This window comes from Arthrobacter sp. Y3225116, assembly GCF_059091245.1.
Genome location: NZ_JBNHGL010000194.1, coordinates 1 through 5,573, shown reverse-complemented (window position 1 = coordinate 5,573; position 5,573 = coordinate 1). Strand labels below are relative to the sequence as shown.

The window sequence follows — 5,573 nt, the reverse complement described above, 5'->3', positions numbered from 1 at the left end:
GGGCCAGGATACGTTCCTGCTGATTGGCCGGCACGAACGCCAGCGTGCCGACCAGCGCGGTGGCCGCGGCGCCTGCGGCGAGCGGCCGCCAGGCGCTGGCACTGAACCAGCCAAAGCGGCGCACCGGTGTTTCCACGAAGTAGTAGCTCAGGGCGGCCAGGCCAAAGGAACAGGCCAGCAGCAGCGGACTGGTGGCCGGCCCGGGTTCCCGATCGGCCAGGATCGTGAAGAACACGATCAGGGGCCAGTGCCAGAGGTAGAGCGAGTAGGAGACATTCCCCGTCCATTGGATGGGCCGCCAGTCCACCAGGCGGTGCAGGGACAGCGGCCCGCTGGTCCGTCCGGCCGCGATGACGGCCATGGTGCCCAGCACCGGGAGCAGGGCCGCCGCCCCGGGGAACGGGGTGCCGGCGTTGAAGAGGAACGCCGAGGCCGTGATCGCGGCCAGGCCCGCTGCCGCCAGGAGGCTGCGCAGGTACGGCCAGCGGCGCGTGTCCCGGTGCAGGGCGGCCAGCAGCCCGCCCAGCCCGAGTTCCCAGATCCGGGTGGGCGTGATGAAGTAGGCGGCCGGACTGCCGCCGGCGGTGGCCCAGATGCCATAGGCCAGCGACGCCGCGACGACGGCGGCGAAGATCACTGCTGCGACCCGGGCCACCCGCTCTTCCCCGGAGCGGCGCACCAAGCCCCGGCGGCCCCGCCTCGTCCGGCGCGCCGCGAAGACGGCCAGCAGGACCAGCAGCGGCCACAGCAGGTAGAACTGTTCCTCGACGGCCAGGGACCAGAAGTGCTGAAGCGGCGTCGGCGTCTCGGTCGCGGCCAGGTAATCGACGGAGTCGGCGGCCAGGACCCAGTTTTGGACGTAGAGGGTGGAGGCCAGGGCCTGGCCTCCGATGCGCTCCCACTGGCTCATGGGCAGCAGCGCCAGCGTGGCGGCCAGGACGACGGCGATGGTCAGCAGCGCCGCCGGCAGGATGCGCCGGATGCGGGCCGCCCAGAATGACCGCAGGGACAGCGTGCCGGTGGCCGCCGCCTCCCGGAGCATGTGGCCGGTGATCAGGAAGCCGGAGATGACGAAGAAGACGTCCACTCCGACGTAGCCGCCGGGCAGCCAGCGCGGCTCCAGGTGGTAGGCCACCACCAGCAGCACCGCAAGGGCGCGCAGGGCTTGGATTTCGGGCAGGAATTTCCGCCGCGGCGTCGTGTCAGGATCCATCGCAGGACATTCAGTCATGCCAAGGTCAACGACAGTTGGCGGCGGGGTGAACGCCCGGGTGCAGGACCGGGCCGGCTACCTCAGGCCGTTCGGCGCCGCCACCAGAGGAGGGCCGAGCCAAGCATCAACAGGCCCGCTCCACCCGAGGCGAGCCAGGCGGTGCCGGCGGCCCCGGTGTCTGCCAGCGCGCCGGCCGGGACGGCCGCCGGAAGCACGTTAGACGGCGCGGCCGGCTGGGGCTGCGAGGCCGGGATGATAACTGCCGCAGGTTCCTTGGCCGGTTGCTCCGGTGCGGGCTCACCAGCAACCGGCCACTCTTCAAAGTCGCCCGGCCATTCACCGATTCCTTCGAACAGCTCGTAAATCCACAGAATGAGCTCCTCCCCCGCTTCAGGATCGGAGGCGCTCATTTCCCGGATCAAGGCGGCCAGGCCGTCCAGGTCGCCCGCCATGAGGTACTCCAGCATGAGGTTCATCAGGTACGTCATGCCCTCGGACTCGAGCACGAGGTCCATGTTCTCCTCCATCCAGCGCATGACGGTTTCCTCGTCGCCGGCGGCGATGTCATCCGGGATATTGAAGTCGCTGTGGGTCAGGGGACGTCCGTTCACCACAATCGACTCAAAGAGGGCGGGTTTTGCCGCTGGAGGAGCCACGGGTGCGGGCGCGACCTCTGGGGCGGGGTCCGCCGCAGGGGTGGGAGCAGTGGGCATGTCCGTGGCCGGTGTCGGAGTTGAGTCCTCGGCCGGGGCGCCCTCCGCGGAGGCCGCCGCTTCGCCGGAATCGATGGGGCCCCCGGCCCCATCGGTGCCGTCGGCGCCCTCCGACGGCATGCCGTCGTTTTCCGCTCCGGGAGCCTCGACCAGCAGGGTGACCACGGCGTCAGCCAGGGCCTCTTCCGGCTCCAACTGGACCGGCTCGGCAGCGGCAGTTTCTTCAACCGGCGCGCTCGCGGCCTGTTCCGAACCAACGGTCCCGGCGGCAACCCCGTCCGGGCCGGGCGCGGGAGCGGTGTCACCGGGGATCGGGCCCGGCTGTCCGGCCGGATCCTGGCCGCCGGCGTGGGCGGGAACGCTGCCCAGGGCGAGAGCGGCGGCAACGGTACCGGTGAGCAGCGCAGCGCGCAGTCGTGATGTCACGTGAATGTCCTGTCCCCAACTCGTCTGTCCTGGCAGGGCGGATATCGCGCCGATCCGATTGCTTCGTTGCCCCGCGTCGGCCGGCATTTACCGACCCTTGCAGAAATATAAATGATGCAGGTCACATCTGCTAATTCGGCGCGCCTGCCGGGGTCCGCGGGCAACGCGGGTCGTCCTACCCTGCCCGGTCCACAGGTCCGCCGTCTGCCCGTCCCTGGCTGAGTGTTGCCTCGCCCTCCAGCAGCCCGAGGGAACTGATCCACGGGAAAACGAACTCCAGGAGCACCAGGACCACCGCCGCCAGCAGCATCAGCGACAGCAGGATCCGCACGGCGAACGGGCCGGGCAGGTTGCGGAAGATCCAGGCGTACACCTCAGGCTCCTGCCTGCGCGGCGACCAAGCCGGCAATTTCGGCAGGCGGTCCCGCCTCGGCGGGGCGCCAGGATTCCAGCGCGGCGTAGGCGATGTACCGCTCACGGTCGCTGAACCGTGGATGACAGGTCGTCAGTGTCATCATCGCCCTGACAGGTTCGGCCCCCGGTTTTTCCGGCACCGGCAGCAATACATCGGTCTGGTCCGGCGTCACGATGGTGTACTCCTCGAAGACGTAGGTGAAGTACCCGTCGGCGGTGCGCACGTGGATGCGGTCCCCGGGCCGGAGCGCGTCGATATTGTCGAGGACCTTGCCGTAGGTCTGGCGATGGCCGGCCACCGCGAAGTTTCCGACCTCCCCCGGCATCGCCGCGCCGTCGTACATGCCCAACCCCAGCGAATCGAGGATCTCGGGACCCACCCCCGCGGAGACCGGCACGGTGAAGTCATCGCCGAAGCGCGGGACGTAGACGACCCCGAAGGTCTCGCCGTCCCGGGGCTGCCCGCCCGTCTGCGGCGGCCCGAAGTCCTCGCCGGCGGCCGTCACGGCGGGGCCTTCGAATTGCCGGGACAGGGCGGTGACCGCGTCCTGCTGCGCCGCCCGGGCGTCCAAGTTGGTCCACCACAGCTGCCAGATAACGTAGAGGAGGACGATGGCGCCCAGGGTCACGAGCAGTTCGCCCGCCAGGCCGGAGGCGGCCCGGAGCGAACCCGTGGTTTGACGTTTTCCCATGTGCGCAATCCTCCCTGGGGAACTGGATTCCTGCCGGCGGCGGGGCTGGCGTGCCCGCCTTCGAAACCTACTGCTGGGCGCGCAGCGCGTCGGTGACCTTGGCGGCGGCGGCCCGCAGCTTCGGCAGGGCTTCCGCGACGACGGCGTCGACGTCCCGGGTGCCGTCTGCCAGCGATGCCTGCATGGACATGTTCAAGGCGGCGGCCACGGACCCGTCCGGATGCAGGACCGGAACGGCCACCGAGCGCAGGCCGATCTCCAGTTCCTGGTCCACCAGGGCCCATCCCTGGCTCCGCACCTTGTCCAACTCCGCCCGAAGCCTGTCCGGGTCGGAGATGGTCCGTGACGTCAACGGCTTCAGCTCGGCCGAGGCCAGATAGTCCTCCAGCCGGCCGGCGGGCAGGCCGGCGAGCAGCACGCGGCCCATGGACGTGGCGTAGGCGGGGAAGCGCGTGCCCACCATGATGCCCACGGTCATGATCCGCCGGGTGTGGATGCGGGCGATGTAGACGATCTCATCGCCGTCGAGAATCGACGCGGAGGTGGATTCATGCAGCTCCGCGGAAAGCTCTTCCAGCAATGGCTGCACCAGCTGGGGCAGACTCTGCCCGGCGAGGTAGGAATACCCCAGCTGGAGCACCAGAGCGGTGAGTTCGAAGACGCGGCCGTCCGTGCGCACGTAGCCCAGGTCGACCAGGGTGTGCAGGAACCTCCGCGCCGTGGCACGGGTCAGGCCGGTCCTCTTGGAGACCTCGCTGAGCGTCATGGTGACGTTGTCGGCGTCGAAGGCCCTGATCACGGTCAATCCGCGGGCCAGCGACTGGACGAACTGGTCGCCCGGCGTCTTGGTCTCGGTCATGGTTCCTTTTACTCGGTGGGCGGAAGCAGCTTGACGTCCATCTTGGACTGCAGTTCCTCAAGCGTGGTCCCGAACGTCTCGCGCACGCGCACGCCTTCCTCGGTAATCAGGAAGACCGCGTCATTAGTGTATACGCGGGTGACGCAGCCCACTCCCGTGAGCGGGTAGGTGCATTCCGGCACCAGCTTCGGCTTGCCGTCCTTGGTGAACAGGGACATCATCACGTAGACGTCCTTGGCCCCCGTGGCCAGGTCCATCGCGCCGCCGACGGCGGGAATGGCGTCGGGTGCGCCGGTGTGCCAGTTCGCGAGGTCGCCGGTGGCGGAGACCTGGAACGCGCCGAGCACGCAGACGTCCAGGTGGCCGCCGCGCATCATGGCGAAGGAGTCGGCGTGGTGGAAGTAGGACGCGCCCGGCACCTCGGTGACCGGGACCTTGCCCGCGTTGATCAGGTCCTGGTCGATCTGGTCGCCCTGCGCCTCCGGGCCCATGCCCAGCATGCCGTTTTCGGTGTGCAGGGTGATGTCCTGCTCGGCGGTCAGGTAGTTGGAGACCGACGTCGGCTGCCCGATGCCGAGGTTGACGAAGGAACCGGGCTGGATGTCCCGGGCCACCAGCCTGGCCAGGTCTTCGCGGCTGAGTTTCTCGCTCACTGGTTTGCCTCTCCCTCTGCGGCCTGCGGCGCAATTTCGACGACGGTGTCCACGTAGATGCCCGGAGTCACGATGACCTCGGGATCCAGTTCGCCGGTCTCCACGATGCCGGAGACCTGGACGATGCTCTTCTTGGCGGCGGCGGCCATGATCGGTCCGAAGTTGCGGGCGGTCTTGCGGTAGACCAGGTTGCCCTTCCGGTCGGAGGTCAGCGCCTTGATCAGCGCGACGTCGCCGTGGATCGGGGTCTCGAGCACATAGCCACGGCCGTCAATCATCCGGGTTTCCTTGCCCTCGGCCAGCATGGTGCCGTAGCCGGTGGGTGTGAAGAAGCCGCCGATCCCGGCGCCGGCGGCGCGGATGCGCTCGGCCAGGTTGCCCTGCGGCACCAGTTCCAGTTCGATCTCGCCGGCGCGGTAGGCGGTGTCGAAGTGCCAGGAGTCGGACTGGCGGGGGAAGGAGCAGATGATCTTCTTGACCCTGCGCTCCTTGATCAGCAGCGCCAGGCCGGCGTGAACCTGCCCTGCGTTGGCGGGGGTACTTGCCCTGCGCCGCGCGGCGCTTTCCATGGCCGGAAGGTAAGCTGGTTGTCGAATCGTTTCA

Annotated in this window: 7 protein-coding genes; all 7 read right to left on the bottom strand. The window is 68.8% G+C overall.

Annotation, left to right across the window (positions count from 1 at the left end; genetic code table 11):
* Nucleotides 1-1,213: acyltransferase family protein (locus AC5RV2_RS14090; protein WP_494092846.1), on the bottom strand; the 1,213-nt coding region annotated here is incomplete at its 3' end.
* A gap of 80 nt (nucleotides 1,214-1,293) precedes the next feature.
* Entirely contained in the window at nucleotides 1,294-2,352 is a 1,059-nt protein-coding gene (locus AC5RV2_RS14085) for an LPXTG cell wall anchor domain-containing protein (protein WP_494092845.1), read from the bottom strand.
* Between the two features lie 175 nt (nucleotides 2,353-2,527).
* Nucleotides 2,528-2,725, bottom strand: coding sequence for a hypothetical protein (locus AC5RV2_RS14080; RefSeq protein WP_494092844.1), 198 nt, complete (start codon nucleotides 2,723-2,725; stop codon nucleotides 2,528-2,530).
* 1 nt (nucleotide 2,726) lies between these two features.
* Nucleotides 2,727-3,458 (bottom strand): class E sortase, encoded by a 732-nt coding sequence (locus AC5RV2_RS14075; protein WP_494092843.1) that lies wholly within the window; start codon nucleotides 3,456-3,458, stop codon nucleotides 2,727-2,729.
* Nucleotides 3,459-3,525: 67 nt separating this feature from the next.
* On the bottom strand, nucleotides 3,526-4,317 hold the full coding sequence (locus AC5RV2_RS14070; protein ID WP_494067525.1) for an IclR family transcriptional regulator domain-containing protein: 792 nt from the start codon (nucleotides 4,315-4,317) through the stop codon (nucleotides 3,526-3,528).
* A gap of 8 nt (nucleotides 4,318-4,325) precedes the next feature.
* The gene (locus AC5RV2_RS14065) at nucleotides 4,326-4,970 is read right to left on the bottom strand and encodes a 3-oxoacid CoA-transferase subunit B (protein WP_494067526.1); all 645 of its coding nucleotides are present in this window, start codon (nucleotides 4,968-4,970) and stop codon (nucleotides 4,326-4,328) included.
* Nucleotides 4,967-5,573: 3-oxoacid CoA-transferase subunit A (locus AC5RV2_RS14060; protein ID WP_494092842.1), on the bottom strand; the 607-nt coding region annotated here is incomplete at its 5' end. The genes AC5RV2_RS14065 and AC5RV2_RS14060, both read right to left, overlap by 4 nt.

Coding starts and splice junctions, on each gene's coding strand:
- AC5RV2_RS14075 (WP_494092843.1), bottom strand. CDS start 3,458: ATGGGAAAACGTCAAACCACGGGTTCGCTCCGGGCCGCCTCCGGCCTG.
- AC5RV2_RS14070 (WP_494067525.1), bottom strand. CDS start 4,317: ATGACCGAGACCAAGACGCCGGGCGACCAGTTCGTCCAGTCGCTGGCC.